Consider the following 25775-nt stretch of genomic DNA (forward strand, 5'->3'; position numbering starts at 1 on the left):
GCGTCGGCGCGCAGGTGTCCCGCGACACCGCACTCCGTGCCGTCGGCGCGCAGACGTCCCGCGACACCGCCCTCCGTGCCGTACGGTCGGAGGCATGGCGACCAACGAGACCGTGCTGACGATCGACATCGACGCGAGCCCCGGACGCGTCTTCGCCACCCTCGCCGACCTCGACGGGTACCCGAGTTGGCTGCCGCGCACGCGCACCTCCGCCGGGGGAGCCGCGATCGCGAAGGAGACCGCCTACACGGACGCGAGCCTCATCGGCACGGCGCAGGGAACCGTCCGCGAGTACGAGCCCGACCGGCTCCTCGTCTTCGAGCAGGCCGCTGCTCCCCGGCGCTCCGGCGGCAGCAGGCTGGCCATCGTCATCCGCTACGAGCTGACCCCGATCGACGGCGGGACCCGTGTCGTCCGGACGGGCGCCGTCACCGCACGCGGCCTGATCGGCATCGTCCGGCCCCTCGCCGCCGCTGCGATCAGGTCGGAGAACCGGCGGACGCTCCGCGTGCTCAAGGAGCACCTCGAGCAGCGGTAGCGCCCGCCGCCGGTCAGTCCAGGCCCAGTCGCTTCAGCGTGTGCTTCTCGCTGTGCCCGGCGTCGGTCTCGATCTCGTCGACGGCGATCGGGATGTTCGGGCCGACCGCGAGCCAGACGAAGCCGTCGCGGTGCACCAGCGGCACCAGGTCGGTCGTGCCGTCGCGCAACAGCGTGCGCACCCGCTTCAGCAGGGCGTAGCCCTCGGAGGGGCGGGTCACGTACGTCTTGCGGCGATAGTGGACCACGTGGGCGACGGTCTTGGCGCCGAGCCCCGCGATCTCGCTGTCGGGGAGGGGGTCGGCGTGCTGGGTGTCGGTCATGACCCGGACGGTACGCCGTCGGGAGGCCGCTGGCGAGCGGTGCCGCCGCTCCCGATAGCGTGGATGGATGGACACCCCTGCCTCCGCCCTGCTCGATCGGCTCGCGGATCGCGCCTGGCCGGCGCTCGAGAGCGAGCCGCTCGGCTCGTGGACTCTGCGAGCCGCGGGCGGCGTCACGAAGAGGGCGAACTCCGTGCTCGCCATCGGCGAGGCACCCGCGATCGGCGAGGCACCCGCGATCGGCGAGACGCCCGCCATCGGCGAGGCGGTGGATGCAGCCGAGCGTTGGTACGCGGCGCGCGGGCTGCCCACGGTGTTCCAGGTGAGCCCCTCGGCGTCGGCCGCCCTCGCTCCCGAACTCCGGCGCCGCGGGTATCGCTCCGGTTCGGCCACCCGCATCCTCGTGGCCGAGCGCGCCGCGGTCGCCTCGACCGCTCAGGACGCCGCAGCGGCCATCACCGTCGCGACCGCTCTCTCCTCCGGCTGGCTGGACACCTGGTGGGCGGTGGACGGGCGCGGCGGCGACCCGGAGCGCCGCACCGTCGAGCGCATCCTCGCGGGCGGCCCCGCCCTGTACGCCTGGGCCGGCACGGCCGAGGCGCCGGACGCCGTGGCGCGGCTGGCCCTCGTGGGCGAGTGGGGCGGTCTGTACGCGGTGGCGACCCTCCCCTCGGCGCGGCGGCGCGGGCTCGCGCGAGCGCTCACCGCGGCGCTGGCGCGGGAGGCCGGCGAGCACGGTGTCGGGCGCCTCTGGCTGCAGGTGCTCGCCGACAACTCCGGAGCGATCGCGCTCTACGAGAGCCTCGGCTTCGTGCCCGCCTCGGGCTACACCTACTGGGAGTCGCCGCAGTCGGGGCGTTAACCCACGATGTCGGGCGGTATGGACACTAGGGTTAGTCCACACTGCCCGACATCGTTTCGGGGTTACGGCCGGTGGATATTCGGGTTTCCCCGACCGCTCTTGAAGACTAACCGAAACCCGGTCCTCCGTGTGGGTCAAATGGAGGACAAAACCTGTACCCCACTACCCCAATTCGGGGGAGGGATTCGGTTGCTACGACACGGTTAACCCACGATGCCGGGCGGTGTGGAGACTAGGGCTCGATCCACACTGCCCGGCATTCGATCGGGGTGGCGGCCGGTGGAGATTCGGGTTTCCCCGGCCGCGTATCCAGAATAGCGGACCTGTCGGCCAAATGGAGGACACATTTGTACCCCGATGCGGCCCCAGATCGAGGGGTATCCGGGGGACAGGAGTCCGCTCAGGCCGCGCCGAGCTCCTGCACGAGGGCCGCCACGAAGGCGTCGATGTCCTGCTCGGAGGTGTCGAACGAGCACATCCAGCGCACCTCGTTGCGGGCCGCATCCCAGTCGTAGAACCGGAAGTGCCCGCGCAGGCGGTCGGCGACGCCGGCGGGCAGCGTCGCGAAGACGCCGTTCGCCTGGGTCTCCTGGCTGAACCCGACGCCCTGGATGCTGCCGTCGGCGACGCCGCGCTCCAGCGCGGACCGCAGGCGGGTGGCCATCGCGTTCGCGTGGCCGGCCGAGCGCAGGTAGAGGTCGTCGGAGAGCAGGGCGATGAGCTGCGCCGAGATGAACCGCATCTTCGAGGCGAGCTGCATGTTCAGCTTGCGCAGGTAGATCAGGCCGTCGGAGGCCTCCGGGTTCAGCACGACCACGGCCTCGCCGTAGAGCATGCCGTTCTTCGTGCCGCCGAAGCTCAGCACGTCGACGCCGGCGTCTGTGGTGAAGGCGCGCAGCGGGACGCCGAGGGTGGCGGCCGCGTTCGAGATGCGGGCGCCGTCCATGTGCAGCTTCATGCCGAGACCGTGGACGTGGTCGGCGATCGCGCGGATCTCCTCGACCGTGTACGCGGTGCCGAGCTCGGTCGTCTGCGTGATCGACACGACCAGCGGCTGCGCACGGTGCTCGTCGCCCCAGCCCCAGGCCTCCTGGTCGATGAGCTCGGGGGTGAGCTTGCCGTCCGGGGTCTCGACCGGGAGCAGCTTGAGGCCGCCGACGCGCTCGGGCGCCCCGGCCTCGTCTGTGTTGATGTGCGCCGTCTTGGCGCACACGACGGCGCCCCAGCGCGGCACCATCGACTGCAGGCCGACGACGTTCGCGCCCGTGCCGTTGAACACCGGGAACACCTGGACGCCCTCGCCGAAGTGCTCGGCGAAGACCTCGTGGAGGCGCTCGGTGTAGACGTCCTCGCCGTAGGCGATCTGGTGGCCCTGGTTGGCCGCGGCGATCGCGTCGAGGATCTCGGGGTGCACGCCCGCGTAGTTGTCGGAGGCGAAGCCGCGGAGGTTCAGATCGTGGAGTTGTAGCGTCACCCGTCCATCCTCGCAGGATTCGCGACCAGCGGGATGCGCGTGCCGTTCACGTCGGCCGCCGGGCTCTGCCAGAGGCGCACGACCTCCTCGCCGAGCCGCTCCTCCAGGCCCGCGAGGGTCTTCACGACGAACACCACTGCGGCCGCGTCGGGCGCCTCCTTGCGGAAGCCCTGGGCGACGGCGCGGGTCCACGCGTCGGCCGCCGCCTTCGCCGCGGCGTAGTTCGCGCCTCCCGCGTACGGTGCATCGACCGCCGTCGACGAGACGATCGCCAGTCGGCCGGCGGGGGAGGTGACCAGGTCGTCGTAGAACACCCGGGTCGTGTTGCGCAGGGTGCGGAAGGCGCGCTCCAAGAAGTCCCAGTCCTCGTCCGACTGCCCGGTCAGGCCGCCGCCGCCGCGCCAGCCGCCGACGAGGTGGATCAGGCCGTCGACGGCGCCGAACTTGAGGTGGATGCGCATCGCCAGCTCGGCGACGGCATCCCGGTCGGCGAGGTCGCAGACGCGGGTGTCGACGCCCGGGACCGCGGCGGCGAGCGCGTCGAGCGCCTCCTCCCGGGTGCCGACGGCGAGGACCGTCGCGCCCGCTGTCGCCAGCGCACGCGCGACGGCCTCGCCGCTGGTGCTGGTCGCTCCCGCGATCAGCACCAGCCGGCCGTGCAGAGGCAGGGCGTCCGTCACGCGGCGTCCGTCGTGCCGGTGATCCCGGCCGTGGACTCGATGACCGCCGCCATCTTCTTGTTCAGCGCCTCGTAGAACATCGAGAGCGGGAACTCGTCGTCCAGCACCGCGTCGGTGTAGCCCTTCGGCGCACCGGCGAGGATCTCGTCGGAGAGTCCGCGCGCCCAGTTGGAGGCGGGGTGCGGGGTGAGCGTCTGCGTCAGCATCTCGTACGCGGCCAGCCAGTGCGAGACCTTCGGCCGGTCGATCGACCGCCAGTAGAGGTCGTTGATCTGGTCGCTGAGGGCGACGACCACGTCCGGCACGGACTCCCAGTCGATGGTGAGCTGGGTGTCGGTCCAGTGCAGCACGTCGTGCTGGTGCATCCACGCGAACAGCAGCTGGCCGCCGAGCCCGTCGTAGTTGCGCACGCGGCTGCCGGTGATCGCGAAGCGGAAGATGCGGTCGAAGATCACTGCGTACTGCACCAGGTGGGCGTGGTCGCGGATGGCGCGCTGCGCCTCCGACAGCTCCGCGTCCGGGAGGGCCGACAGTGTCCGCTCGAGGCGCACCGACTCGCGGAACGCCGTCAGGTCGCAGCGCAGCTCCTCCAGGGAGTAGAGGAAGAACGGCATCCGCTGCTTGATCATGAACGGGTCGAACGGCAGGTCGCCGCGCATGTGGCTGCGATCGTGGATGATGTCCCACATCACGAAGGTCTCCTCCGTGAGGTGCTGGTCGTCCAGCATCGCGGCCGCGTCGGCCGGCAGCTCCAGCTTGGTGATCTCCGCGGCGGCGCGCACCACCCGGCGGTACCGGGCGGCCTCGCGGTCCTGGAAGATCGCGCCCCAGGTGAACTGCGGGATCTCGCGCATCGCGACCGTCTCGGGGAAGAGGACGGCCGAGTTGGTGTCGTACCCGGGGGTGAAGTCCACGAAGCGCAGCGCGACGAAGAGCTTGTTGCCGTACTCGCCGGCCTCCAGCTCCGCCACGAACTCCGGCCAGATCACCTCGACGAGCACGGCCTCCACGAGGCGGTTCGCGCTGCCGTTCTGCGTGTACATCGGGAAGACGACCAGGTGGCCGAGTCCGTCGACGCGGTGCTGCTGCGGCTGGAACTCGTTGAGCGCGTCCAGGAAGTCGGGGACGCCGAAGCCCTCGTCGGCCCAGCGGGTGAAGTCCCGCTGCAGCGCCGTGAGGTAGGACGCGTCGTGCGGGAAGAACGGAGCCAGCTCGTCGATCGACTCGATGATCGCGGTGACGTGGCTCGCGGCGGCCGGGCGGTCGAACTCCTGCTCGACCGAGCCGTCCTTGACCTGCAGCGCCTGCAGGGCGACCGCGGCCTCCTTGAGTCGGAGCCACGCGGGATGCGTCGCGACCTCGCGCACCGGACGGGCGTCCTCGACGACCTCGGGTTCTCCGACAATCGCGTTCTGCGTGAACTGGGAAACGGACTGAGACATTGACGAACCTCCCGTCATCGGTCGGCCGCAGGCTCGCGGCAGTGCGGACGCGCGAAATCGCGCCCTCGCTCGAGCCTATCCGGGGATCGCGGACGTTTCTTTGCCCGGTTCGGCGGAATCGTGCGTGAAATCAACGAACCGCGCAGGATTCGTCAACGCGATGGCGCCTCCCGTGCGGTTCGGTAATCTCGGCAGCGTGACGAACGACGCGACGGAGGTGCAGGAGGCCCTCGCCGCGGTCGCGGATCCCGCCGACGCCGACTTCCTGCAGCGCTTCTTCAAGACCGGGCCCGGCGAGTACGGCGAGGGCGACGTCTTCATCGGTGTGCGCGTGCCGCAGACGCGCGCCGTCGCGAAGCGGTTCGAGGGGATGCCGCTGGAGCAGCTCGACGTGCTCCTCGACAGCCCCGTGCACGAGCACCGCCTCGCCGGGCTGATCATCCTGAACCGGGCGTTCGAACGCGCGAGCCGGCCGCGCGACCGGGACGACGCGGCGCGCGAGCGCCTGGCCGCTTTCTACCTCGCGGCCGTGCGCCGCGGGCGGGTGAACAACTGGGACCTCGTCGACTCGTCCGCCGAATTCGTGCTCGGCGCGTGGCTGTGGGACCGGCAGCGCGACCTGCTCGACGAGCTCGCCGCGAGCGACGTGCTGTGGGAGCGGCGGGTCGCGGTGCTCGCCACCTTCGCCTTCATCCGCCGCGGCGACGCTTCCACGACCCTCGCGCTGGCCGAGCGTCTGCTCACCGATCGCGAAGACCTCATGCACAAGGCCGTCGGGTGGATGCTGCGGGAGGTCGGCAAGCGCGTCGACCGCGCACTCCTCCTCGCCTTCCTCGACGACCACGCCGCCCGCATGCCGCGCACCATGCTCTCCTACGCCACCGAACACCTCGACCCGCGGGTCAGGGCCGAGTACCGCGCGGCACGCTGACGGCGCGGCCGCTCCGGCCCCAGGCAACTCCGGAGATCCGGCCCGACTTGCCCCGATCCTCCGGCCGAGCGGCGTCGTGAGCGGCGCGTCGCTCCTACTCTCCGGAATTGACCGGAGCCGGAGCCGCCGCTCCCCGCGCGACCCGCGGCCGCAGCGCCGGCGCACTGATGAACGCGGCCGCCATCAGCGCGACGACCAGCCAGAGCGCTCCGAGCAGTCCGGTCGAGTGGGCGACGAGGCCGAGCACCGGAGGCCCGGCCAGGTTCGCGATGTAGCCGATGGAGGCGACGACGCTCACCCGGGCCGCCGCGTTGCCGCCGCCTTCCGCCGCCGCCGACATCCCGAGCGGGAAGCCCATCGAGACGCCGACAGCCCACAGCACGACGCCGACGAGCACCATCCACAGCTCGCCGCCGAGGATGAAGAGGAGCAGGCCGGCGATGCCGAGCGCCGTCGTCCAGCGGATGGTCGCCACCCGGCCGAGCCGGTCGACCACCGGGCCGCCGAAGATGCGGGTCGCCGCCTCGCTGGCCGCGAAGATCGTGAAGAACAGGGCGGCGATCGCGGCGGTCTGGCCGTGGTCGTCCTTCACCGAGAGCGTCAGCCAGGTGTTGGCGGACCCCTCGCCCAGCTCGACGCCCAGCATCACGACGCCGATCACGAGCAGGCGCACGTCCATCCAGCCGCGCAGCCACTGCCGAACGCGCACGCCGACAGGAGGTCGCGGTGCGTCGTCGGCGACGGTCTCGGGTGCGGCCGCGGGGATGGCGCGGGCCATCGCCAGCGTCACCACCACGACGACGACGCCCAGCGCCATGAACTGGGCCGAGGGCGCGATGCCCAGTGCGGCGCAGGCCGCCCCGATCCCCGAGCCGACCGCCGCGCCGACCGACCAGGCCGCGTGCATCAGCGGCATGAGCGTCTTGGCCGCCGCCTGCTCGATCGCGGCGCCCTCCACGTTGATGAGCACATCCAGCGTCCCGATGCCGAGGCCGACGGTGACGAAGCCGAGCGCCACGAGCGGGACCGACTGGGCCAGCAGGGCACCGCCCATCAGCACGAGCGACCCCGCGATCGTGAGCAGCGCCGTCGACACCGCCCACCGTCCGCCGAGGCGACCGAGCAGCGGCGTCGAGATCCCCAGGCCCGCGATCGAGCCCACCGTGGAGCAGGCGATCAGGATCCCCACCGTCGGAGTGTCGATGTTGAGCTCGCGCATCAGCTCCGGGAGGCGTGGCCCCCAGGTCGCGATGGTGACCCCGCCGAGGCCGAACGCGGCGATGATCGCGTTGCGCCAGCGGACGAGGGTGCGGCGGTCGAGAGTGGTCTGCGTCATCACAGTGACCTCGGATCGGAGGGGACGGGCACGGGAGCAAAACCGACCAGTGATCGGTGTTCCCGTCGATCGTACACGCCGCACGCGACGCGCTCGCCTGCGATGATGGACGGATGGCGAGAACGGTTCGGGGTGCACGTGTGCTCATCACCGGGGCCGCGTCCGGGATGGGGCGGCTCTACGCGGAGCGCGCGGTGCGCGAGGGCGCCCGCGCGGTGGTCCTCTGGGACCGCGACGCGGCGGCGCTCACCGCCCTGACCGACGCCTTGCGGGCCGAGATCCTCGCCGGCCGCACCGCCGCCGCCTGGGGTGCGCCCCCGCGCTCGCCGTCCTCCGCCGCCGGCGCTCCCGTCACCAGCGTCCACCCGTACTTCCTCGACCTCGGCGAGCTCGGCGCCATCGCGCAGAGCGCCCAGGCCGTCCGCCGCGAGCTCGGCGGCATCGACGTGCTCATCAACAACGCGGGCATCGTGCGCGGCAAATACTTCTGGGAGCACGACAACGGCGACGACACCCGCCCCACCATGCAGGTGAACGCGCTCGCCCCCATGTACGTGACCCGCGAGTTCCTGCCCGGGATGATCGAGAGCCCCCGCGAAGCCCGCATCGTCAACATCGCCTCCGCCGCCGGCACCCTCTCCAACCCCCGCATGAGCGTCTACGCCGCGAGCAAATGGGCCGTCATCGGCTGGAGCGACAGCGTGCGCCTCGAGCTGGAGCAGCAGGGCTTCGGTCACGTCAAGGTGACCACCGTCGCCCCCAGCTACATCGACACCGGCATGTTCGAGGGCGCCCGCGGGCCGCTCCTCACCCCGGTGCTGACCCCCGAGTACGTCGTCGACAAGGTCTGGAAGGCCATGCTCTCCGGCCGCCCCCTGCTCATGCTCCCCTGGTCCGTCGGCTTCGCCCGCCTGCTCAAGGGCGTCCTCCCGACGCGGGCGTGGGATGCGGTCGCCGACAAGCTCGGCGTGTACCACTCGATGGATCTGTTCACGGGGCGTCGGCCCTAGGCGCACCCCGGCGCGCAGTCGTCAGCGGTCCAGCGCGCTCCCGACCACGGCGAGCGGTCCGGCGAGGAGGTCGCTGAGCAGGCGTGCGTAGCGTCCGTCCGGGTCGAGATCCGGGTCGAAGACGGTGACGGAGACGCCGACAGCGTGCGGGGCGAGCTCTCGCACGAGCCCGCTCAGCTCGTCGGCGTCGAGGCCGCCGGGGTCGGGGCTGTCCACCGCGGGCATCACGCTCGGGTCGAGGATGTCCACGTCGAGCTGCAGCCAGTATCCGGTGCCCGCGGCCGCGCGGAGGCGGGCGGCCAGCGCGGCCGGTGCGGTCTCCCGGGCCTCGCGTGCGGAGACGACCGCGCCGAGCACGCCGCGCGCCTCTGCCGCATGCTCGTCGTCGTCCCGGTGGCCCAGGTGAGCCGCGCGGGCGGGGTCGATGTACGGTCCGAGCCGGTCGATGTCGGAGATCGCCGGCCAGTGCAGCCCGACCGCGGCCGCGAGGTCCTCGCCGGCGACGCTGGCGCACACGGCGCTGTTGCCGGGGTGCCGGAAGTCGGTGTGGCCGTCGAGGTGGAGCAGGCCGGCACCGCCTCGGCGCGCCAGGGCGACGCCGATCCCGACGAGCACGCTGCAGTCGCCGCCGACGACGATCGGGGCGTCCCCGGCGTCGAGGATCGACGTCACCCGGTCGGCGAGGCGCCGGGCGTGCTCGACGAGCGCGGCCTCGTTGCGGACGCGGCCGGGCACGCGCGTCGCGTCATCGTCCACGTAGCGGCCGGGGATGACCACCCCGGCATCGCGCGCCCCGTTCGCCAGCAGACGCTCATGGAGTCCGGCCTCCCGCAACGCCTCTGGCGCCTTGGCGGAACCGGGAACGCTCCCGGGCCGCGGCGGGCGCAGGCCCAGATTCGTCGGAGCCGAGACGAGTGCGATCATGCTGGCAGCCTGCCAGGTGTGCCCCGGTGGGGCGACGATCCGCGCCGGGCGGAACCGTTCCACCCCCGAATGGGTCGCGAATCTGAGAGAACTCACATAAAGTCTCCCCTACGCACGTCACCGCGGTCGTGTGGAAGGGAGCAATCGTGAGCGATCCGTCCTGGACCCAGGTGGTCAAGACCGTTGAATCCGAGCAGCCGGAGCTCAAGCGGGCGCTCGGCCCGGGGCTGCTCCTGTTGTTCATCGTCGGCGACATCCTCGGAACGGGCGTCTATGCCCTCACCGGACAGGTGGCGGCGGAGGTGGGAGGCGCGGCCTGGCTGCCGTTCCTGCTGGCGTTCGCGGTCGCTACGGTGACCGCCTTCTCGTATCTCGAGCTGGTGACGAAGTACCCGCAGGCGGCGGGGGCCGCGCTCTACACGCACAAGGCGTTCGGCATCCACTTCTTCACCTTCATCGTGTGCTTCATCGTCATGACGTCGGGCATCACGTCGGCATCGACGGCGTCGCGCGCGTTCGCGGTGAATCTCACCGTCGGCTTCGGGATCCCGGACGAGAACCTCACGACGATGCTGATCGCGCTCGCGTTCATCGTGCTCATCATGCTCGTCAACCTGCGGGGGGTGACGGAGAGCGTGTGGCTGAACGTGGTCCTCACCCTCGTGGAGCTCTCTGGTCTGCTGCTGGTGATCTTCATCGGCATGTGGGCGATCGCGGGCGGCAACGCGGACTGGTCGCGCGTCGTGGCGTTCGAGACCCCGGAGGACAAAGGGGTGCTGCTGGCGGTGAGCACGGCGACCTCGCTGGCGTTCTTCGCCATGGTCGGCTTCGAGGACTCGGTCAACATGGCGGAGGAGACCAAGGAGCCGAGCCGCATCTTCCCGAAGATGATGCTGAGCGGGCTGGGCATCGCCGCCGTGATCTACGTGCTGGTGTCGATCACGGTCGTCGCGCTGGTCCCGATCGGTCAGCTCGCCGGCAGCGAGACGCCGCTGGTCACGGCGGTCGAGGCGGCCGCCCCGGGCTTCCCGATCAACGACCTCCTGCCGTTCATCTCGATGTTCGCGGTCGCCAACACGGCGCTGATCAACATGATGATGGCCAGCCGCCTGCTCTACGGCATGGCCAAGCAGGGCGTGCTGCCGCCGTTCCTCGCGAAGGTGTCGCAGAAGCGCCGGACGCCGTGGACCGCCATCCTCTTCACGTCGGCGCTCGCCGTGGCCCTCATCGTCTACGTGTCCCTCGACCCGAAGGGCTCGATCGTGGCGCTGCTCGGAGGCACGACCTCCCTGCTGCTGCTCGCCGTGTTCGCGGTCGTCAACGTGGCGGTGCTCGTCCTGCGCAAGCAGCCCGTCGACCACAAGCATTTCCGCTCGCCGACGGTGCTGCCGATCGTCGGCGGTCTGACCTGCCTCTACCTGGTGTTCCCGTGGACGTCGGGACGCCCGACCGGCCAGTACACGATCGCCCTCGGGCTACTGGCGATCGGGATCCTGCTGTGGGTCGTCGAGCGCCTCTACTCCCGAATGGCGAAGCGTCGGGACGCCCCGCAGCAGGCGGATTCCGAGCGGACCGACTCGCAGCGGGCCGACTCAGAACAGGCCGACTCGCAGCGGGCCGATTCGGAGCGCTGACGCAGCGAACGGCGCCGGTGCGTGGTCGCACCGGCGCCGTTCTGCGCGTTCTAGTTCGCGGACCGATCAGACCGTCTTGCCGCGGTCGACCTCACCGCGCCAGGAACCGGACTCGGTGCCCTGCGACTCGATGAACTCCTTGAAGTTCTCGAGGTCCTTCTTGACGGCGTGGTCGTCGAGGCCGAACACGGCGCCGATCTTCTCGAGCGCGTCGGACGGCGCCCACTCCAGCTGGACGGTCACCTTGGTCTCGGTGTCGGACAGTCGGTGGAACGTGACGACGCCCGCGTGCTCGGTGTCGCCCGCGACGGACTTCCACGCGACACGCTCGTCCGGGAGCTGCTCGGTGATGACCGTGTCGAACTGACGCTCCGCGCCGCCGATCTTCACGCGCCAGTGGTTGGTGGTGTCGTCGACCTGGCGGATCTCCTCGACCTCGTCGAGGAAGTGCGGGAAGGACTCGAACTGGGTCCACTGGTTGTACGCGGTCGAGACCGGGACGTTCACGTCGATGGACTTGGTCACTGCAGCCATTGCTGCTCCTTTCGCTGGCTTCTGGTTTCCCGTCGAACGGTAGGCCGGGCAGCGGTCAGGTACAGGGCCTGGACTTCACAGGTGGATGGTGCGACGCAACGCGATGCGACGCAACGCGATGCGACGCGATGGGCCGCGTCCGCTCAGGCCCAGCGGCGGTTCGCCCACCGCTCGAACAGACCGACGAGGGAGTCCGTCGCCTTGCCGAGCAGGGCCAGCAGGATGATCGCCAGGAAGAGCCGGTCGGTGCGTCCGTTGTTCTGGGAGTCGCTCAGCAGGAAGCCGAGTCCCATGGAGGAGGCGATGAGCTCGGCCGCGACCAGGAACAGCCACGCCTGCGCGAGCGCGAGCCGCAGGCCCGAGATCACCGCGGGCAGGACGGACGGCAGCTGGACCGTCGTGAACAGCCGCACGCCGTTCAGCCCGAACGCGCGACCGGCCTCCACGAGGTGCCGGTCGACATGCTTCAGGGAGGCCGCCACCGTCGTGTACACGGGGAAGAAGGCGCCGATCGCGATCAGGATGATCTTGGAGTCCTCGCCGATCTTGAACCACAGGATCAGCAGCGGCACCCAGGCGAGCGACGGAACCGCGCGCACCGCGGCGAGGGTGGAACTGAACAGGATGTCCGCGAGCCTCGAGAGCCCGACCACGGCACCGAGCACCAGGCCGAGCGCCGCGCCGCAGGCGAAGCCGATCAGCACGCGCTGTGTCGAGATCGCGATGTAGAGCCCGAGCAGCCCGCGCTGGGCGAGATCGACCGCCGCGTTCCAGACCATGGTCGGGGACGGCAGCTGCGCGGACGTGAACGCACCGGAGGTGCTGGCGAGCTGCCAGACCACCAGGATGATCGCCGGCAGGACGAGCCCGCCGGTGATCCGCACCCAGCGCCGGGAGAGGAACGGCGTGCGCGCTGCGAGCGCTCCGCCTTCCACCACCACGCGCGGTCCGTCGGGCGGCCGGGGTGTCTCCCGTGCGACGGAGGTCGCACTTCCGACCTCGCCGCCGGGGCCGCCGACGACGATCAGCGGGCCGTCGCCCTCCGGTGCGTTCTGATACGACATGGCCGGGTCAGCCTCCGATGGCGCTCGGGTCCGCCTTCTTCGCGAAGGTCGGGTCGAGCAGGCTCTTCAGCGCCGCGTCGATGTTCGACTGCGAGGCGACGTCGCCGGTCTGGACGAAGATCGGGCCGACCTTCTTGAGCACCTTCAGCTGCGCGTCACCGGGGATCGGCGAGACGTCGAGGTTGGTGCGCTCGGTGATGACGGTGGTCGCGACCGGGAGGGAGATGCTGGCGGCGTCCGCGAGGATCTGCGACGTCTCGTCCTGGTGCTTCAGCGCCCAGGCGCGGGCGTACTCGTAGGTGTTCACGACGGTCTGCGCCACGTCGGGCTTGCTCGACACGAAGGACTCCGTCGCGTTGAGGAATCCGTAGGTGTTGAAGGCGACGTTGCGGTAGATCAGCTTGGCGCCGGAGGCCTGCGCGTTCGCCATGATCGGGTCGAGACCGGCCCAGGCGTCGACCGAGCCGTTCTGCAGCGCGGCCCAGCCGTCGGCGTGCTGGAGGTTCTGGATGGTGACGTCGTCGGCCGAGAGCCCGTTGGCCTCCAGCGCCTGCAGCAGGAAGAAGTAGGGGTCGGTGCCCTTGGTCGCGGCGATCTGCTTGCCCTTGAGCTCCTTCACGTCGGTGATGGTCGAGTTCGGGCCGACCACCAGGGCGGACCACTCGGGCTGCGAGAAGATGTCGATCGTCTTGATCTGCGAGTCGTTGGAGCGGGCGAGCAGCGCCGCCGATCCCGCGGTGGAGCCGACGTCGATGGCACCGGAGCGGAGGGCCTCGTTGGCCTTGTTGGAGCCGGCGGACTGCACCCAGTTGACCGTGATGTCCTGCTTGGCGAGGGCCTTCTCGAGCCAGCCCTCCTTCTTGATCACCAGGCTGAGCGGGTTGTAGGTGGCGAAGTCGATGTTGAGCGTTCCGCCCTTCGTGACCGTGCCGGGGGTGCTGCTGGCGGCGGCGCCCGAAGCCGAGCCCTCTCCCGCGACGCAGCCCGAGAGCAGCAGTGTCGCCGCGGCGGCGGCCGCCACGAGGGCGGTGACGATGGTGGGTGTGCGGCGCATGAGGCCTCCTGGTCCGTGGCTCGGTCGAGCCGTGCTGTGTGGGTGCGGTGGTGAGGTGCTGGTGCTGGTGCTGGTGCTGTGGTGCCGGTGGTGCGGATGGTGCTGGATCGAGCCTCCCGTGCGGTGCCGGTCCGCGGGGGTGGGACCGCCCGATCGGTGGAGTCAGACCAGTGAGGCCTCGGTTGTGGATGACATTCGACCGCCGGCCGGCGCGGAGCCCGCGTGCGCGTTCCCGTGCCGGTCGATGCCGAGTCCGTCGAGCAGGTCGGCGCGCAGTTCGGCGAGCTCCGCCGACCCGCGGTCGCGCGGGCGCGCGCCGGGCACGGTCGTGATGCTGCGGATGGTCGCGCCCGCGCGCCCCGGCTCGGCGCCCAGCAGGATGATGCGGTCGGCGAGCTGCAGCGCCTCGTCGACGTCGTGTGTCACGAGCAGGATGGTCGCGGGCGCCGCGGAGTGCACGTCGACGAGGAGGTCCTGCATCTTCAGCCGGGTCAGGGCGTCGAGGGCGCCGAACGGCTCGTCGAGCAGCAGGACGCCGGGGTTGCGGGCCAGGGCGCGAGCCAGCGAGGCGCGCTGCGCCATGCCGCCGGACACCTCCCGGGGCCGGAGGGCGGCGGACGCGGAGAGTCCGACGAGGTCGAGCAGCCGGGCGACGCGTTCACGACCGGCCGTGCGGTCCAGCCCGTGCGGCAGCCCGAGGGCGACGTTGTCGGCCAGGGAGCGCCAGGGCAGCAGCCGCGGCTCCTGGAAGCCGACCGCGCAGCGCGGGTCGACGCCCGCGACCGCGGAACCGTCGATCAGGGCAGCACCCGCGGTCGGGTGGTCGAGACCTCCGGCGATGCGCAGCAGCGTGGACTTGCCGCAGCCGCTCGCACCGAGGATGGCGACGACCTCGCCCGCCTCGACCCGCAGGGAGACATCGCGCAGCACGGGGCGCACCTCGCTCGCCGCGCCGCGCTTCGTGGGCGCCGCGAAGGCGCGACCGACTCCGGCGAACTCGACGGGGTAGGCGGACGATGTCTCGGACATGGTGCTCCGACGCTACCGAAGCGCCCGCATGCCCGCCCGGGCGATGAAACGTGGCGTAACGAAACCTTGCCCGCTGGGCCGTGGCGACTCCGCGGCGGGCGCGCCGGGTGGGTCGGGCGCGTCCGGTGTCAGCCGAAGATCATCGGTCGGTCTTCGTCCTCGTCGCCGGGGTCGTCGGTGAGCTCCACCAGCACCGGCACGTGGTCGCTCGGGGCGTCGCCCTTGCGCTCGTCGCGGTGGATGGAGGCTCCCGCGACCCGGTCGGCGAACGCCTCCGACCCCATGATGAAGTCGATCCGCAGGCCCTCGTTGCGCGGGAACCGCAGCTGCTTGTAGTCCCAGTAGGTGTAGCCCTGTGGCACGAGCGGCCGCACCACGTCGGTGAGGCCGGCGGCCTCGAACGCCGAGAACGCCGAGCGCTCCGGGGGAGAGATGTGCGTCGAGACGCCGGGGATGAGGCTCGGGTCGCCGACGTCGGAGTCCAGCGGGGCCACGTTCCAGTCGCCCATCAGCGCGAGCGGGAGGTGCGGGTTCTCGGCCAGCCACCGGCGGGTGTCCTCCGCCAGCGTCGCGAGCCAGTCGAGCTTGTAGTGGTAGTGCGGGTCGTCGAGGGCGCGGCCGTTCGGCACGTACAGGCTCCAGAGCCGCACGCCGTCGACGGTCGCGCCGATCGCGCGCGCCTCCGTTGGCAGGTCGGGGCCGTCATGGCCTTTCAGGAAGCCGGGCATGTCCGGGAACCCGATCTGCACGTCCTCGATCGGCAGACGGCTCGCGATCGCGACGCCGTTCCACTGGTTCAGGCCGTGCAGCACGACCTCGTATCCGGCGTCCTCGAACGGTCCGTACGGGAACTGCTCCGGCTTGCACTTGATCTCCTGCATGGCCAGCACATCCACGTCTTCACGGACCAGCCAGTCCACGACTCGGCCGACTCGGGTGCGGATGGAGTTGACGTTCCAGGTGGCGACACGCATGCACCGATCGTATCGGGGGGCCCGCCCCCATAGAATCGGGACGTGACCGACGCACGACAGCAGCTCATCGACTACATCTCGGCCGACGCCGTCTTCCACGGGGACTTCACGCTCACGAGCGGAAAGAAGGCCACGTACTACGTCGACCTGCGCAAGGTCAGCCTCGACCACCGGGTCGCCCCGCTGATCGGCCAGGTCATGCTCGACCTCATCGCCGACATCCCCGACGTCTCCGCCGTGGGCGGGATGACGATGGGCGCCGACCCGGTCGCCGCCGCCATCCTGCACCAGGGCGCTGCACGCGGCGCGGAGTATGACGCGTTCGTCGTGCGCAAGGAGCCGAAGGACCACGGCCGCGGCAAGCAGGTCGAGGGCCCGGACCTCGCCGGCAAGCGCGTCATCGTCCTCGAGGACACCTCGACCACCGGAGGCTCCCCGCTCAAGGCCGTCGAGGCGCTGAAGAAGGTCGGAGCGGAGATCGCCGCCGTGGCCGTGGTCGTCGACCGCGACACCGGCGCGCGCGAGATCATCGAAGCCGCCGGTTACCCCTACTACGCTGCGATCGGCCTGAAGGATCTGGGGCTGGCCTAGTGGCCGATCACCGCGACCCGGCGAACGGAGACGGCGACGACGCCGAAGCGCCGCCGAGCTCTGCTGCGCCCGGAGCGGAGGAGCCGGAGTTCGGCAGCCCCGAGTGGCTGTTCCGGGAGCTGGGCACGCAGCCCGAGGTCGTCGAGCCCGACGAGCCGGAGCCCGCGCCCCTGTCGCGTCGTGCACGTCGTGCCGCCGCCGCGGAGCCCGTCGAGCCGAGCGAGCCGACCGCGCCCGCCGATCCGGGGGATGACGCCGAAGGGACCGGTCCCCAGGCGGAGCCGGCCGCGGGACCCGCGCCGTTCACCTGGAACCTGACGCCGGGAGCCGGCGAGGACCCGCTCGTGGTGAACACCTCGTCGAAGCCCGTCGAGCCCGGGGTGCCGCTGGTGCCCGCGGTGCCGGTGGAGGCGTCGGGGCCCGAGGGCGCGGAGGCGGAGCCGGAGTCGAGCGTGCCGGTTGAGCCGAGCGTGCCGGTCGAGCCGAGCGTGCAGGAGCCGACTTTGCCGGAGCCGACGCTTCCCGTCGAGCCGAGCCAGCCTGGCCCGACCGTGCCGGAGCCAACGCTCCCCGGTGCACCGAGCCTTCCGGAGCCGACGTTGCCCGTTCAGCCGAGCGTGCCCGAACCGGCGGAGCCCGAGCCTGCTCTTCCCGAGCCTCCCCGATTCAAGGCGCCGGTCTCGGAGCCCACTGTCCCGGTGGTCCCTGTGGTCCCGGGGCTTCCGGAGCCCCCGACCGTGCCGCCGGTCGCCGCGGAGACGCCCGCCGCCTCGGAACCGCTCGTGCCGCCGGTGGCGGCCGAACCGCCCAGCTTCCTCGCGTCGCTGCGAATGCCCAAGCCTCCCGAGTGGGACGAGCCGGCCGCACCCGCCGAGTCGACCGCCCCGGCCCCGCAGGCCGCCGACGGGCAGCAGCCCGGCGGCGAGCAGGATGACACCGCGCCGGAGGAGCCGCAGGGCCACGGCCTCGCAGCGCTCCTCGGATACGGTGCGCCCGCCTCTGATGCCCCGTCCTCCCGCTCGGTGATCGGCGACACGACCGGCATCATCCCCATTGTCCCCGGATCCCTCACGCCGCCCGCACCCACCGTGCTGCCGCCCGCGACCGTGCTGCCCCCGGCCACTCCTCCTCCCGCCGCTGCGGAGCCGCCCGCCGCCCCACTGCCTCCCGTCACGCCTCCGCCGGTGGTCCCGCCCGCGTTCGCAGCCCCGACCCCGCCGGCCGAGCCGGTGCTCCCGCCGCCGCACGCCGCGGACCTCGTCGAGCCGGCGCCCGACAGCGCAGGTGTGCCGACAACGAAGCTCGACACGTCCGAGATGGCTGCCCTGCTCGCCGCCCGCATCGGCGACCCGGACCCGCTCGCGCCCGTCACTCCCGTCGAAGCGCCGCCCGCGGCCGCCGCGGCCGAGCCGACCACGGTTCTCCCGGTCGTCGAGTCCGTGTTCTCGGAGTCGGTGCCCGTCGCGCCCGAGCCCGCCGCCGATCCGCTCGACGCGGAGTCCGACCAGCCTGAGGATGAGGCGGAGCCGGACGACGGCATCGCCGCACTCTTCGGCGACGTCGCCGAGCCGGAGGCGGAGGACGAGCCCGAAGCCGACCTCGAGCCCGAACTCCAGCCCGCGTCCGACACCCCTCCCGCGTCCGACACCCCTCCCGCGTTCGCGGCCCCCGCTGACCCGGTCCCCGCTGACCCGGTCCCCGCCGACCCGGCCACCGCCGAGCCCTCCCCCGCCGACACCATCCTCTTCCCCGAACAGGGAGCCGCCGAGCCGAGCGCGGCGATGGAGGGCCCGCAGCTCACCGAGCCGTTCACGGAGCCCTTCTCCGCGCCGTTCACCGGCCCGCTGACCGTGCCGGAGGAGACCCTCCCCGCGCCGGCCTTCGCCGCCGACCCCACGGTCGTGATCCCGTCCGCGGCGACGCCGCCGATCGCCCCGCCGCCCGAGCTCCCGGCGGACGTGCCCGGCAGCCCGACCACGTCCGGCGGCGGCCCCGGCGACACGACGGGGACCACCCCGCCGGAGCGTCCGCGCAACCCGCGCAACAACCGCATCCTCTTCATCGTGGCCGGTGCGCTCGCGGTGATCCTTGTGCTGATCGGCCTCTTCGCTCTCGGCACGCGCCTGCCCTCGCTCTTCGGAGCGTCCGCGTCGAGCCCGAAGGCCTCCGGGTCGACGTCCCCCTCGGCGACCCCGACGCCGACTCCCACCCCGACGCCCACGGTCACCCCGAAGCCGGCGGCCCCCGCCGCGGCCGGCGTCGCCGCGTGGGATGCGCTGGGCGGCGGCGAGTGCATCGAGCCGTACACGACGCCCTGGGCGGAGTCGTTCACGGTGGTCGACTGCGCGGCGCCGCACACCGCGCAGATGGTCTACACGGGCATCCTGAACCCGGACATCGCGGCCCCCTACCCGGGCGCCGACGCGCTGGGGCAGCAGATCAACGGCCTGTGCACCGCGCCGGGCGTGATCGATCTGAACGCCGCCGCGGCGTACACCGGTCTGCAGGTGCAGGGCACGTTCCCGGCGACCGAGGAGCAGTGGAAGTCCGGGCAGCGCGCGTACTACTGCTTCGCGACCCGCTCGACGGGCGAGCCGATGACGTCGTCGGTCGCGGGGCCGGGCCCGACCGGCTGACCTACGCGGACCAGTCCGCCTCGTAGAGCGAGAGCGCTGAGGCCGGGTTGAGTGCGCGTGCCGACGCGAGCAGCTCGTCCGCCTCGTCGTGGCCGGGCATGGTCACGTTCACCACGACCGTGTCGCGCTCGGCGCCGGTGCCGAAGAAGCCCTCCGCATCGAGGTCGGCGAGCGCACCGGTGATCGCGTCGAAGAGGGCCTCGTTGACCGCGCGCGGCCGGTCGTAGGGGTTGCCGAACGTGTCGAACAGGCGCTCCACCTCGGCGAATCCCTCGTCGCCGAACAGGTCGAACGGCGAATCGTTCTCCGCCCAGCGCAGTTCGTCCCTGCTCACGACCATCCCACGCATCCGGTAGTCGTCGACGACGCGGGCCTGCCCCTCCGCCGAGATCGCGGTCGGCACCGGCCGGTGCGCGAGCGGCGTGGTCCACAGCCCGAAGTAGTAGAACGACTCGGGATGCTCGCGACGCAGGTCCGTCCACGCGGCGCGCGCGGCCTCGCGGATGGCGGCCCGCACGCGGTCGTACGCGGCGGGGTGGTGCTCGAGGGTCACGCCGTCAGAGGTCCGATTCCACGGGCTCGGGGGAGAGCAGGTCGCGCACGCCGCTCAGGATCTCGTCGGGACGGAACGGGTAGCGGTCGATCTCGGCCTGGTCGCTGATGCCGGTGAGCACCAGGATGGTGTGGAGGCCCGCCTCGATGCCCGCGACGACGTCCGTGTCCATCCGGTCGCCGATCATGGCGGTGTTCTCGGAGTGGGCGCCGATGCGGTTGAGCGCCGAGCGGAACATCATCGGGTTGGGCTTGCCGACCACGTAGGGCTCCATGCCGCCGGTCGCCTTGGTGATCATGGCGGTCACGGCGCCGGTCGCGGGCATCGGGCCCTCGGCGCTGGGGCCGGTCGCGTCCGGGTTGGTGGAGATGAACCGGGCGCCGGCGCCGATGAGGCGCACGGCCTTCGTGATCGCGTCGAACGAGTAGCTGCGGGTCTCGCCGACCACGACGTAGTCGGGGTTCGTGTCGGTCATGATGAAGCCGGCCTCGTGCAGCGCGGTCGTCAGACCGGCCTCGCCGATGACGTAGGCGCTGCCGCCGGGCTTCTGCGACTTGAGGAAGTCGGCGGTGGCGAGGGCGGAGGTCCAGATCGACTCCTCCGGCACATCCAGACCCGAGGCGCGGAGCCGGGCGGCGAGGTCGCGCGGGGTGTAGATGGAATTGTTCGTCAGCACGAGGAACGGCGTGCCGTTGTCGCGCCACTGCTGGATGAGATCCGAGGCACCGGGCAGCGCCTGGTTCTCATGGACGAGCACGCCGTCCATGTCCGTGAGCCAGCATTCGATCTCGTCGCGTCGCGCCACGCAAACCCCTTCCGATGGAGACTGGACGCCACCAGCTTAGAGGGCGGGCGGCTACGCTGGCTGGGTGGATCACCCGGGACCGTCGCACGAACTCACCACCCACGGCGTCGGGCCCTGGCCGGGCGAGTGGCCGGAGGGCGACCACTACGACCCCGAGCTGCTGCGCCAGGGCGACACCCGCAACGTGATCGACCGCTACCGCTACTGGCGGATGGAGGCGATCGTCGCCGACCTCGACGAGCACCGGCACCCGTTCCATGTCGCGATCGAGAACTGGCAGCACGACATGAACATCGGGTCGATCGTGCGCAGCGCGAACGCGTTCGCCGCCGACACCGTGCACATCATCGGCCGCCGCCGGTGGAACAAGCGCGGCGCGATGGTGACCGACCGCTACCAGCACGTCGTGCACCACGAGGATGTGGAGGCGTTCGTCGCGTGGGCGCGGGAGGCCGGCCTCCCGATCATCGCGGTGGACAACGTCCCCGGGTCGGTGCTCATCGAGACCTTCGCCCTGCCGCGCGAGTGCGTCCTGCTGTTCGGGCAGGAGGGGCCGGGGCTCTCGCAGCCGGCGATCGACGCCGCCGACGCCGTGATCGAGATCTCGCAGTTCGGCTCGACGCGCTCGATCAACGCCTCCGCCGCCGCCGCGGTCGCGATGCACGCCTGGATCCTGCAGCACGTGCGCTTCTGACCCCGCCCACATTTGGCACAAATGCGGGGTTTGGCACCGGATTCGCGACATTTGGCACAAATGTGGGCGCCCGCGCCGCGCGGCGGGGCGGGGTCAGCGGTTCTCGCGGCGCCAGACGATCTTGAGGCCCGACCAGTCGGTCGAGAGCGCGGCGACCTTCACATCGACGAGCCCGCGGTCGAGGGCGGCGTCGCGCAGGAGGTTCTCGTCGAGGTCGCTCACGTGGCCGGCCGCCTTGCGCGGCCACGCTGCCCACAGCATCCCGTCGGGCCGGATGCGGGAACCGATCGCGTCGAGCTCGCCCAGGTACTCCGCCGCCTCGCGGTAGAACGCCAGCACGAGCCCGGCCGGCCCGTCGTCCGCGGGATCGAGCCACTCGATCGGCTCGGGAGCGCCGGGCCCGTCGAGAGGGATGCGCCAGCCGGGGTCGGCGTGCAGCAGCTGCGCGCGCATCCCGGGCTTCAGCCCGAGCTTCTTCCACAGCGGCGTGCCGGAGTACCCGGCCGGAGCGCTCATTGCTCTGCGCGCCGGCCCGACGTCTCGGCGATGCGCGCGACGTCGGCCGCGTCGAGCTCGTAGACGGTCTCCCCGTCATCGGGCCCCGGTGCGGTGACGATGAGCGCTCGCACGGGCTCGTCGTCCGGGAGGTCGATCACCGCGAAGCCGGAGCCGCGCACGGCCCGCTCGCCCGGCGCCGGCCAGAGCACGTCGGTCGTGTTCGCCACGGCCGGGGCGACGACCAGCGGGATGTACCCGGGGTCGGTCTCGGTCACCAGCGCGTGGTGGTAGTGCCCGGCGAGGATCGCGCGCACGTCGCCCTCCCGGCACGCCTCGAGCAGCGGCTCGGGATCGATCAGCCGCAGCGACTCGAAGAGCCCGGTCGTGGGAGGGGTCGGGGGATGGTGCAGCACGACGACGGTGCCGTGGTCGGCCGACTCGGAGAGGATCTCCCGCAGCCGCTCCAGGCGCTCCTCGCCGACCTCTCCGTAGCCGGAGCCTGCGACGGTGGAGTCCACGGTCACGATCCGCAGGCCGCGCACCTCGACGACGCGCTCGCGCTCGCCGAGGACCTCCTCGAACGGCTCGGCCAGATCGTGATTGCCCATCGCGTAGACGACCTGCGCGCCGCGCTCGGCGGCCCACGGCTCCAGCAGCCCGGAGAGGATGCGGTACGACTCCGCCGAGCCGTCCTCGGACAGATCGCCCGACACGACGACCGCATCCAGGGCTCCGAGGGAGGACGCCCGCTCGAGCACCCGCTCCAGCGCGGCACGGGTGTCGACGAGGTCGTAGTGCCGACGGCCGTCGCCGAAGAGGTGGGTGTCGCTGAGGTGCAGGATGCGGTGGGAGGCGGTCACGCGCCGAGCCTAGCGCGCACGGGTGACGGCGCCTCCCACCCCACCCGGGCTATCCGATCAGCGACGGCCGCAGGTCGCGCAGCGTTCGGAAGTGCGTCATCCGCGTCACGCCGATCGCCGAGACCAGCAGCGCGATGAGCAGCCACAGCCCGAGCACGCCCGCGTCGGCCCAGGCGGTGGCGGGGTTGCCGCCGTACATGAGCTGGCGGATCCCGTCGACCGCGTACGACATCGGCAGCACATGGTGCAGGGCGGCCAACGGGCCCGGCAATGTCTGCCAGGGGAAGGTGCCTCCCGCGGTCACGAGCTGGAGCACCATCAGCACCAGGCCGAGGAACTGCCCCACACTGCCCAGCCAGACGTTCAGCGCCAGGATGATGGCGGCGAACGTCAGGGACGCCAACGCCATGAGGCCGTACATCCCGACCGGGTTCTCGATGCGGAAGCCGAGGGCGCCGGCCACGATCGCGAACAGCCCGACCATCTGGATGGCGCCGAGCAGTCCCGGCGTCAGCCAGCCCGCGAGGGTGATCTTGACGGGCGAGTGCAGCGCCGTGATCGCGCGGCGCGAGACGGGCTTCACGATCAGGAACAGCGCGTAGATCCCGATCCAGCCGGCCAGCGCGACGAAGAACGGGGCGAGGCCGGCGCCGTACGTGCCGGCGGAGGTGATGCTGTCGTTCTTCAGGTTGACCGGGTCGGAGATCGTCGACGCCTGCTTCTTCTGCAGCTCGGGGGAGTTGTCGGGGATCTGCTTCACGCCGTCCTGGAGGCCGTCGCTCAGGGTCGTCGTGCCGTCGTGGAGAGTGGTGAGGCCGTCGCGAAGCTGTGCCGCGCCGCTCGCCGCGGTGCCCGCGCCGGTGGCGAGCTGGGTCGCGCCGGCCTGTGCCTGCGCCGAGCCGCTGGCGACCTGCGCCGCGCCTCCCGCGACCTGGTCGGCGCCCGCGGAGAGCTGGTTGACCTGCCCGACCGCGTTCTGGATCTGGCTGTTGCCCGACTGCACCTTGCCGTCGATGTCGCCGATCGCGGCCTGGACCTGGGCGATGATGGCCGGATCGACGTTGTCGGCTTGCAGCTGAGCAATCAGCTTTTGACCGACCGCGGGTGCGTCCGCCGCCAACTGCGCCGCGACCTGCCCGGCCTCGGTCGCCTTGCCCGCGACCTCCTTGTTGCCGGTGGCGACCTTCGCCGCCCCGTCGCTCACCTGCTGGGCGCCCGACGCGAGCTGGCCGAGCGAGCTCGCCAGGGTCTGGGACCCGCTCGCGAGCTGGGCCGTGCCGTCGGCGAGGGACGACGCCCCCGACTGGGCCGTGGCGCTGCCGTCGACCAGCTGGTTCGCGCCGTCCGCGGCCTTCACCAGGTTGGAGCGGATGTCGGAGAGCCCGAGGAGGAACTGCGCCGCAGCCTCCTGGTTGACCTGCTTGACGATGGAGGTGCGGATCTTCTCGGCCGCCTGGGTGCCGATCGTCGACGCCAGGTAGCTGTTGGTGTCGTTGGTCGTGAGCGTCACGATGGCGCGGTGCGGGCTGTCGCCCGACGCCGAGGCGAGCGCCGACGAGAAGTCGGACGGGAAGGTGATGCTGAAGTCGTACTTCGAGTCGTCGACGCCGCTCGCCGCCGATCCCGACTTCACCCGGTGCCAGTCGAACGAGCCGTCCTCGATCAGCTGGTCGGCCACCTGGTCGCCGTAGTTGATGTCCTTGCCGTCGACCGTGGTGCCGGTGTCGTCGACGACGATCGCGGCGGGGATCTTGTTGAGGTTCGCGTACGGGTTCTGGTTGGCCCACAGGTACAGGCCGCCGTAGAGCACGGGCACGGCCATGAGGGCGATGAGCGCCACGATGGCCATCGGGTTGGCGGTCAGGCGGCGGAACTCCGCCGCGATCATCTGCGGGATCTTCATGCGTTCTCCACGATCAGGTCGGGAAGGTCATCGGTGTCGTCGCGGCCCGGGTCCTCGTCGAAGGTCGCGGGGGCGGAAGCGGTCTCGTCGAGTCGCGAGACGAGGGAGGCGGCGGCGATCGCCGCGGCGGAGGCGTCGCCGGCCACGACGAGCACGGCGATGCCGCGGCCCGCCAGCTCCCGGGCGAACGTCCACCATTCGCTCGGGTCGCCGCCGTGGCGGTCGGGGGAGACGATCACGAGACCGTCGACGCCCTTCCGCATCAGGGCGAGCTCGGCGAGCAGCCGGATGCGCACCGTCGGCGGCACCGTGCCGATGCCCCAGCGCGCGTACTCCGAGGCGCCCAGCTCGTTCAGGCGCTTGTTGACGGCGATGGGATGGGAGGCGCGGCCGGCGAACATCAGCTCCTCGGCCACGATCCCGGCGACGGTCACATCGGCTGCGGGCTCGCACACGTCGGGCGCGTCGATGAGGGCGATGCGCCGACGCATCGCGCGGTAGTCGGTGGCGCCGTCGATCGTGACGACGCCGGCGTCGGGGCGCATCCGCCCGGAGGCGATCAGGCCGAGCACGGTCGGGCGCTGCTCGGTCTCGGCGCGTGCGAGCACGGCCTGACCGTTCGCGAAGGCGACGCTGGTCGGCGGCAGGGCGGCGTTGCGCGGGCCCTTCGCGACTGAGTCGAGGGCGATCTTCATCGGTTCATCTCCGGGGTGAATGCGAGTTCGGGTGTGTTGTCGATGAGCGCGTCGGCCTCCTGCCAGCCGAGACCCGCCGCGCCGAGGCCGGCCAGCATGACCAGCCGGTGCCCGGCGGCGCGGGAGAACCCGGCGCGCGTCGCCTCGTCGAGCACGGCGATCGCCGCGTTCTCGATGAGGCGGGTGACCGTCTCGCGGTCGAGGTCGGTGCGCACCTGGCCGGCGGCCATCCCGCGCTCGACCGTGGACCGCAGGCGCTCGCGGGCCGGGTCGAGGGCCGTGGCCACCATCTGCCGGTGCGGCCCGCGCACGGCGAGGGCGGCGCTGACGCGGATGTGCTCGACCTCGGCCCAGAGGGTCGCGCCGAAGAGCGCGATCTCGACGCGGGCGTCGGGATGCGACACCGGGTCGAGCAGGGCGGCCAGCCGGGCGGCGCCGCGGGTGAAGACATCGATGAGCAGGTCGTCGCGGTTGGCGAAGTGGCCGTACAGCGCGCGGCGGCTGAGGCCCGCGCGCGCGGCGATGGTCTCGAGGGAGGCGTCGATGTCCTCGTTGAGAGCGGCCGCTGCGGCCACGAGGAGGGCCTCCCGGTTCGCGGCGGCATCGCGTCGCGGAGCGCGGGCAGGGGAGGCGGTCATGCCTCGATCTTACGCTTCTTGCACACTACTGTGCAACTTAGTGCGGCGGAGGGGAGGCGGAGGGGAGGCGAGGTGGCGGCGGCGGGCGGCGTCA

26 protein-coding genes are annotated in these 25775 nt (G+C 71.7%); 8 read left to right on the top strand and 18 right to left on the bottom strand.

All coding sequences use genetic code 11. The features are described from left to right. The first annotated feature begins 94 nt into the window (after positions 1 to 94). A complete protein-coding gene (locus BGO91_RS17650) occupies positions 95 to 538 on the top strand; it encodes an SRPBCC family protein (RefSeq protein WP_290474044.1) in 444 nt (147 codons plus the stop codon). 13 nt (positions 539 to 551) lie between these two features. On the opposite strand, the gene BGO91_RS17655 is transcribed toward BGO91_RS17650, so the two are convergent. Further along, positions 552 to 860 carry a hypothetical protein gene (locus tag BGO91_RS17655; RefSeq protein WP_290474045.1) on the bottom strand — a complete coding sequence of 103 codons (309 nt, stop codon included), beginning with the start codon at positions 858 to 860 and terminating at the stop codon, positions 552 to 554. A gap of 67 nt (positions 861 to 927) precedes the next feature. Here BGO91_RS17655 and BGO91_RS17660 point away from each other — a divergent pair, with 67 nt between their 5' ends. Next, positions 928 to 1722 (top strand): GNAT family N-acetyltransferase, encoded by a 795-nt coding sequence (locus tag BGO91_RS17660; protein WP_290474046.1) that lies wholly within the window; start codon positions 928 to 930, stop codon positions 1720 to 1722. Positions 1723 to 2122: 400 nt separating this feature from the next. On the opposite strand, the gene BGO91_RS17665 is transcribed toward BGO91_RS17660, so the two are convergent. Genes BGO91_RS17665 through BGO91_RS17675 form a run of 3 tightly spaced genes read right to left on the bottom strand, consistent with a single transcriptional unit; the run spans position 2123 to position 5318 of the window. Continuing rightward, positions 2123 to 3196 carry a low specificity L-threonine aldolase gene (locus BGO91_RS17665; protein WP_290474047.1) on the bottom strand — a complete coding sequence of 358 codons (1074 nt, stop codon included), beginning with the start codon at positions 3194 to 3196 and terminating at the stop codon, positions 2123 to 2125. Beyond that, a complete protein-coding gene (locus BGO91_RS17670) occupies positions 3193 to 3876 on the bottom strand; it encodes an SDR family NAD(P)-dependent oxidoreductase (RefSeq protein ID WP_290474048.1) in 684 nt (227 codons plus the stop codon). The genes BGO91_RS17665 and BGO91_RS17670 overlap by 4 nt, the downstream gene beginning before the upstream one ends. Next, on the bottom strand, positions 3873 to 5318 hold the full coding sequence (locus BGO91_RS17675; RefSeq protein ID WP_290474049.1) for a DUF6421 family protein: 1446 nt from the start codon (positions 5316 to 5318) through the stop codon (positions 3873 to 3875). Before BGO91_RS17675 ends, BGO91_RS17670 begins: the two co-directional genes overlap by 4 nt. Positions 5319 to 5442: 124 nt before the next feature. Here BGO91_RS17675 and BGO91_RS17680 point away from each other — a divergent pair, with 124 nt between their 5' ends. Beyond that, entirely contained in the window at positions 5443 to 6249 is an 807-nt protein-coding gene (locus BGO91_RS17680) for a DNA alkylation repair protein (protein WP_290474050.1), read from the top strand. A gap of 94 nt (positions 6250 to 6343) precedes the next feature. On the opposite strand, the gene BGO91_RS17685 is transcribed toward BGO91_RS17680, so the two are convergent. After that, positions 6344 to 7585: an MFS transporter gene (locus BGO91_RS17685; RefSeq protein WP_290474051.1), complete on the bottom strand. Its 1242-nt coding sequence runs from the start codon at positions 7583 to 7585 to the stop codon at positions 6344 to 6346. 113 nt (positions 7586 to 7698) lie between these two features. Between BGO91_RS17685 and BGO91_RS17690 the strand changes: the two genes are divergently transcribed. After that, entirely contained in the window at positions 7699 to 8595 is an 897-nt protein-coding gene (locus BGO91_RS17690) for an SDR family NAD(P)-dependent oxidoreductase (RefSeq protein ID WP_290474052.1), read from the top strand. A 21-nt stretch (positions 8596 to 8616) separates the two neighbouring features. On the opposite strand, the gene BGO91_RS17695 is transcribed toward BGO91_RS17690, so the two are convergent. Further along, the gene (locus BGO91_RS17695) at positions 8617 to 9519 is read right to left on the bottom strand and encodes an arginase family protein (protein WP_290474053.1); all 903 of its coding nucleotides are present in this window, start codon (positions 9517 to 9519) and stop codon (positions 8617 to 8619) included. Positions 9520 to 9665: 146 nt separating this feature from the next. On the opposite strand from BGO91_RS17695, the gene BGO91_RS17700 reads away from it, so the two are divergent. After that, complete coding sequence (locus tag BGO91_RS17700; protein WP_290474054.1) at positions 9666 to 11153, top strand: APC family permease; 1488 nt, start codon at positions 9666 to 9668, stop codon at positions 11151 to 11153. Positions 11154 to 11219: 66 nt separating this feature from the next. Here the strand turns inward: BGO91_RS17700 and BGO91_RS17705 are convergent, their stop codons facing one another. The 5 genes from BGO91_RS17705 to BGO91_RS17725 all read right to left on the bottom strand — a co-directional run bounded on the left by BGO91_RS17705 (position 11220) and on the right by BGO91_RS17725 (position 15808). Then, positions 11220 to 11687, bottom strand: coding sequence for an SRPBCC family protein (locus tag BGO91_RS17705; RefSeq protein WP_021762627.1), 468 nt, complete (start codon positions 11685 to 11687; stop codon positions 11220 to 11222). 143 nt (positions 11688 to 11830) lie between these two features. Then, entirely contained in the window at positions 11831 to 12751 is a 921-nt protein-coding gene (locus tag BGO91_RS17710) for an ABC transporter permease (protein WP_290474055.1), read from the bottom strand. Between the two features lie 7 nt (positions 12752 to 12758). After that, positions 12759 to 13805 (bottom strand): aliphatic sulfonate ABC transporter substrate-binding protein, encoded by a 1047-nt coding sequence (locus BGO91_RS17715; protein ID WP_290474056.1) that lies wholly within the window; start codon positions 13803 to 13805, stop codon positions 12759 to 12761. 162 nt (positions 13806 to 13967) lie between these two features. Beyond that, on the bottom strand, positions 13968 to 14834 hold the full coding sequence (locus tag BGO91_RS17720; protein ID WP_290474057.1) for an ABC transporter ATP-binding protein: 867 nt from the start codon (positions 14832 to 14834) through the stop codon (positions 13968 to 13970). A 128-nt stretch (positions 14835 to 14962) separates the two neighbouring features. Continuing rightward, the gene (locus tag BGO91_RS17725; protein WP_290474058.1) at positions 14963 to 15808 is read right to left on the bottom strand and encodes an exodeoxyribonuclease III; all 846 of its coding nucleotides are present in this window, start codon (positions 15806 to 15808) and stop codon (positions 14963 to 14965) included. Between the two features lie 42 nt (positions 15809 to 15850). On the opposite strand from BGO91_RS17725, the gene pyrE reads away from it, so the two are divergent. Together pyrE and BGO91_RS17735 are read left to right on the top strand one after the other, a co-directional pair. After that, on the top strand, positions 15851 to 16399 hold the full coding sequence (pyrE, locus tag BGO91_RS17730; protein ID WP_290474059.1) for an orotate phosphoribosyltransferase: 549 nt from the start codon (positions 15851 to 15853) through the stop codon (positions 16397 to 16399). After that, entirely contained in the window at positions 16399 to 19035 is a 2637-nt protein-coding gene (locus tag BGO91_RS17735; RefSeq protein ID WP_290474060.1) for a septum formation family protein, read from the top strand. The genes pyrE and BGO91_RS17735 overlap by 1 nt, the downstream gene beginning before the upstream one ends. 1 nt (position 19036) lies before the next feature. Here the strand turns inward: BGO91_RS17735 and BGO91_RS17740 are convergent, their stop codons facing one another. Next, entirely contained in the window at positions 19037 to 19588 is a 552-nt protein-coding gene (locus BGO91_RS17740; RefSeq protein ID WP_290474061.1) for a DUF4303 domain-containing protein, read from the bottom strand. A 4-nt stretch (positions 19589 to 19592) separates the two neighbouring features. Then, positions 19593 to 20393: an HAD-IIA family hydrolase gene (locus BGO91_RS17745; RefSeq protein ID WP_290474062.1), complete on the bottom strand. Its 801-nt coding sequence runs from the start codon at positions 20391 to 20393 to the stop codon at positions 19593 to 19595. Positions 20394 to 20457: 64 nt separating this feature from the next. Between BGO91_RS17745 and BGO91_RS17750 the strand changes: the two genes are divergently transcribed. Then, positions 20458 to 21087, top strand: coding sequence for a TrmH family RNA methyltransferase (locus tag BGO91_RS17750; protein WP_290474063.1), 630 nt, complete (start codon positions 20458 to 20460; stop codon positions 21085 to 21087). 93 nt (positions 21088 to 21180) lie between these two features. Here BGO91_RS17750 and BGO91_RS17755 read toward each other — a convergent pair whose 3' ends face one another. From BGO91_RS17755 to BGO91_RS17775, 5 genes are read right to left on the bottom strand one after another with little or no spacing between them, the layout of a single operon-like run. Continuing rightward, a complete protein-coding gene (locus BGO91_RS17755; RefSeq protein ID WP_290474064.1) occupies positions 21181 to 21603 on the bottom strand; it encodes a DUF3052 domain-containing protein in 423 nt (140 codons plus the stop codon). After that, complete coding sequence (locus BGO91_RS17760; protein WP_290474065.1) at positions 21600 to 22445, bottom strand: metallophosphoesterase; 846 nt, start codon at positions 22443 to 22445, stop codon at positions 21600 to 21602. Before BGO91_RS17760 ends, BGO91_RS17755 begins: the two co-directional genes overlap by 4 nt. A 49-nt stretch (positions 22446 to 22494) precedes the next feature. Further along, positions 22495 to 24348, bottom strand: a complete 1854-nt coding sequence (locus tag BGO91_RS17765) for a YhgE/Pip domain-containing protein (protein WP_290474066.1) — start codon at positions 24346 to 24348, stop codon at positions 22495 to 22497. Continuing rightward, entirely contained in the window at positions 24345 to 25043 is a 699-nt protein-coding gene (locus BGO91_RS17770; protein ID WP_290474067.1) for a hypothetical protein, read from the bottom strand. The genes BGO91_RS17765 and BGO91_RS17770 overlap by 4 nt, the downstream gene beginning before the upstream one ends. Beyond that, positions 25040 to 25681 carry a TetR/AcrR family transcriptional regulator gene (locus BGO91_RS17775; RefSeq protein WP_290474068.1) on the bottom strand — a complete coding sequence of 214 codons (642 nt, stop codon included), beginning with the start codon at positions 25679 to 25681 and terminating at the stop codon, positions 25040 to 25042. The genes BGO91_RS17770 and BGO91_RS17775 overlap by 4 nt, the downstream gene beginning before the upstream one ends. Positions 25682 to 25775: the final 94 nt, after the last annotated feature.

Source organism: Leifsonia sp. 71-9 (genome assembly GCF_001898805.1).
GTDB lineage: Bacteria > Actinomycetota > Actinomycetes > Actinomycetales > Microbacteriaceae > Leifsonia.

Coding starts and splice junctions, on each gene's coding strand:
- BGO91_RS17650 (WP_290474044.1), top strand. CDS start 95: ATGGCGACCAACGAGACCGTGCTGACGATCGACATCGACGCGAGCCCC.
- BGO91_RS17655 (WP_290474045.1), bottom strand. CDS start 860: ATGACCGACACCCAGCACGCCGACCCCCTCCCCGACAGCGAGATCGCG.
- BGO91_RS17660 (WP_290474046.1), top strand. CDS start 928: ATGGACACCCCTGCCTCCGCCCTGCTCGATCGGCTCGCGGATCGCGCC.
- BGO91_RS17675 (WP_290474049.1), bottom strand. CDS start 5,318: ATGTCTCAGTCCGTTTCCCAGTTCACGCAGAACGCGATTGTCGGAGAA.
- BGO91_RS17685 (WP_290474051.1), bottom strand. CDS start 7,585: ATGACGCAGACCACTCTCGACCGCCGCACCCTCGTCCGCTGGCGCAAC.
- BGO91_RS17690 (WP_290474052.1), top strand. CDS start 7,699: ATGGCGAGAACGGTTCGGGGTGCACGTGTGCTCATCACCGGGGCCGCG.
- BGO91_RS17695 (WP_290474053.1), bottom strand. CDS start 9,519: ATGATCGCACTCGTCTCGGCTCCGACGAATCTGGGCCTGCGCCCGCCG.
- BGO91_RS17705 (WP_021762627.1), bottom strand. CDS start 11,687: ATGGCTGCAGTGACCAAGTCCATCGACGTGAACGTCCCGGTCTCGACC.
- BGO91_RS17710 (WP_290474055.1), bottom strand. CDS start 12,751: ATGTCGTATCAGAACGCACCGGAGGGCGACGGCCCGCTGATCGTCGTC.
- BGO91_RS17715 (WP_290474056.1), bottom strand. CDS start 13,805: ATGCGCCGCACACCCACCATCGTCACCGCCCTCGTGGCGGCCGCCGCC.
- BGO91_RS17720 (WP_290474057.1), bottom strand. CDS start 14,834: ATGTCCGAGACATCGTCCGCCTACCCCGTCGAGTTCGCCGGAGTCGGT.
- BGO91_RS17725 (WP_290474058.1), bottom strand. CDS start 15,808: ATGCGTGTCGCCACCTGGAACGTCAACTCCATCCGCACCCGAGTCGGC.
- BGO91_RS17755 (WP_290474064.1), bottom strand. CDS start 21,603: ATGAGCGCTCCGGCCGGGTACTCCGGCACGCCGCTGTGGAAGAAGCTC.
- BGO91_RS17765 (WP_290474066.1), bottom strand. CDS start 24,348: ATGAAGATCCCGCAGATGATCGCGGCGGAGTTCCGCCGCCTGACCGCC.
- BGO91_RS17770 (WP_290474067.1), bottom strand. CDS start 25,043: ATGAAGATCGCCCTCGACTCAGTCGCGAAGGGCCCGCGCAACGCCGCC.
- BGO91_RS17775 (WP_290474068.1), bottom strand. CDS start 25,681: ATGACCGCCTCCCCTGCCCGCGCTCCGCGACGCGATGCCGCCGCGAAC.